Below are 2,754 nucleotides of genomic sequence, written 5' to 3'. Positions count from 1 at the left end.
TCGCACGAGGCGCGGCGCGCGGCGTAGTCGCCGCCGGCGTGACTGTGCCGGGCGCGGGAGTCCATCAGCAGGAGGGTGATGCCGGTGGCCTCCGGGTCGAAGGCCACCGGCGCGACCGTGAGATCGCGGAAATCGATCAGCAGCGCCGTCGCCGGCCGGCCGAACAGCGAGGCCAGCTGGTCCAGCAGCCCGGTCGGGACGCCGACGTAGTCGTTCTCGGCGCGCTGGGCGAGCCGCGCCCGTTCGTCGGCGTCGATGCGCACGCCGGCGGCCGCCGCGATCGCACCCAGCGCCGCGCACTCCAGCGCCGCCGACGACGACAGTCCGGACCCGATCGGCACGTCGCTGGTGATCCGCATCGCGCCGCCGGGCACCGGGTGCCCGGCTTGGCGCAGCGCCCACATCACCCCGGCCACGTAGGCGGCCCAGCCGGTCACGCCGCCGGGCGCGGTGTCCAGCGGGATGCGCACCGGCGCGTCGACGAGGTCGCTGGCCACGGTGATCGCGTCGCCGGCCCCGGGGCTGAACGTCGCGACCGCGCGCTGCGGCAGGGCGATCGGCAGCGCGAACCCCAGGTTGTAGTCGGTGTGCTCGCCGATCAGGTTGATCCGCCCGGGTGCGGCGTAGCGGACGGTCATCGAAGCTCGCGCAGCCGCCGGGCCACGCCCTCGGGCGTCACGTCGCTGATGAAGGCGTCCATCGCCGACTCGGAGGCCGCCAGGTACTTGAGCTTGGTGGCGCTGCGCCGGATCGACATCAACTCGACGTGGAAGTAGCCGTCGGCCTGGGCTTCGGTGTCGGCGTACTGGTGCAACGCCGAAATGTAGGGCAGCGGGGACGAATACATCCGGTCGAACCGCCCCAGCACGTCGAGGTAGATCCGCGCGAACCCGTCCAGCTCGTCCTCGGTCAGGTCGATGATGTTGCGCACGAACCTGTTCGGGTAGATGTGCACCTCGACGGGCCAGCGCGCGGCGAACGGGACGAACGCGGTGAACAGGTCGTCGCGCGCGACGATCCGGCTCCCGTCGGCGACCTCGCCGGCCAAGAGATCGCCGAACAGGTTGGTGCCGTGCCGCATTCGGTGCTCGCGCGCCCGGTCCAGCATGGCGGCGGTGCGCGGCGTCAGATAGGGATAGCCGTAGATCTGGCCGTGCGGGTGGGTCAGCGTGACGCCGATCTCCTCGCCGCGGTTCTCGAAGCAGAACACCTGCTCGATGCCCGGCGTGGCCAGCAGGTCGCCGGTGCGGTGCCGCCACGCCTCGAGGACCAGCCGGGCGTGCGCGGGCGGCAGGTCCGCGAAGGAGCCGGTGTGGTCGCTGGAGAAGCAGATGACCTCGCAGCGGCCCTGCCCAGGCGCGGTGACGAAGCCGTCGCCGGCGGGGGCGAGCGCCGGGCCGGAGCCGGACAGGCTGGGGAATCGGTTCTCGAAGACGACGACGTCGTAGTCTTCGGCGGGCACCTCACTGGTCAGCCCGGTCGGGCCCGGGCACAGCGGGCATTGGTCGGGCGGTGGCTTGTAGGTGCGGTCCTGGCGCAGCGCCGCGACGATCACCCACTGCCCCGTCGTCCGGTCGAACCGCAGCTCGGTCTGCTGGCCGTCGCGGGCCGGCAGCGGCCTTCGGTCTTCGACCGGCGCCGGCCGGTGCCCGGGCAGCGTGAAGAACAGCAGGTCGCGGCCGTCGGCCAACTTGGCCCGCGTCGGCGCTGTCACGATGTCGAAGACTAGCTTGTGCCGAAGTTCGGGTAACCATGATGCGTTGCGCAGGCCAGAAGGGGGGCGCGGAGATCACCGTTCTCTACGATCAAGCCGGCGACTGGGTCATCGGCTCGGATCCCGGTCTGCTTCGGCTGCGGATGGCGACGCGGACGACGGCCGCGCTCGGCTGTTCGCTGCTGGTGCTCTACGCCCTGACCCGGGCGACGGGGCAGCCGCTGACCGTGGCGCTGCTGGGCGTCGTCATCACGATGGTCGCGTCGCGGTCCGTCAACGAGCCGGACCCGCGCCAGCAGCGGATCACCATGGCGCTGCTGCCCGTGCCCGCCGCCGCTTCCATCACCGCCGCCGCGCTGCTCGCGTCCCACCTGGTGGTCAGCGACGCGGTGTTCGTGGTGGTCGTGTTCGCCGCCGCGTACGTTCGCCGGTTCGGCGCGCGCGGCAGGGCGCTGGGCATGGTCGCGTTCATGTCCTATTTCTTCACCTTGTATCTGCGGGCGCGGATCGCGGAGCTGCCGTGGATGATCGGGGCGGTCGCGGTGGGCACCGTCTGCACGTTCGTCATGACCACCTACGTCATGCCCGACCGGCCCGAGCGCGTGCTGCGGGCGACCGTCCGCGCGTTACGGGCGCGGATGGCGATCGTCGTCGACACCACGGCCGAGGCCGTGCGCACCGGCCGCCTCGACGAACGGCGCCGGCGTCGCATGCGGGCGCGCACCCTGCGGCTCAACGAGACCGCGCTGATGGTGCAGAGCCAGATCGAGGACAAGGCCGATCCCGCCATGCTGTGGCCGGGCGTCACCGCCGAACAACTCGCCCCCTGGCTGCTGGACGCCGAGCTCGCCATCGAGTGGGTGGCCACCGCCGGGCGCCGGGCCGCGGCGCTGACCGCGCAGCGCCCGACCGCCATCCCCGACCGAACCCGGGCCGCGCTCGTCGACGCGCTCTCGATCCTGGCGCGCGCCATCCGCCTGCCCGAGCCCGACGGCCTGCGGCACGCCGCCGACCGCGCCCAGCGACTGCTGGACGAGCAT

At 72.5% G+C, this 2,754-nt stretch carries 2 protein-coding genes and 1 pseudogene; 1 reads left to right on the top strand and 2 read right to left on the bottom strand.

The genetic code is table 11. The annotated features are described in order from the left end of the window. Together HMPREF0591_RS29600 and galT are read right to left on the bottom strand one after the other, a co-directional pair. On the bottom strand, positions 1–638 hold a 638-nt coding region (locus HMPREF0591_RS29600; RefSeq protein ID WP_007172561.1), incomplete at its 3' end, for a GHMP family kinase ATP-binding protein. Continuing rightward, complete coding sequence (gene galT, locus HMPREF0591_RS29595) at positions 635–1,768, bottom strand: galactose-1-phosphate uridylyltransferase (protein ID WP_050790186.1); 1,134 nt, start codon at positions 1,766–1,768, stop codon at positions 635–637. The genes HMPREF0591_RS29600 and galT, both read right to left, overlap by 4 nt. An 89-nt stretch (positions 1,769–1,857) precedes the next feature. Between galT and HMPREF0591_RS29590 the strand changes: the two are divergent. Further along, positions 1,858–2,754: pseudogene (locus HMPREF0591_RS29590) on the top strand (FUSC family protein); the annotation flags it as partial.

This window comes from Mycobacterium parascrofulaceum ATCC BAA-614 (genome assembly GCF_000164135.1).
Taxonomy (GTDB): domain Bacteria; phylum Actinomycetota; class Actinomycetes; order Mycobacteriales; family Mycobacteriaceae; genus Mycobacterium; species Mycobacterium parascrofulaceum.
This window is presented reverse-complemented; position numbering and strand designations above follow the sequence as displayed.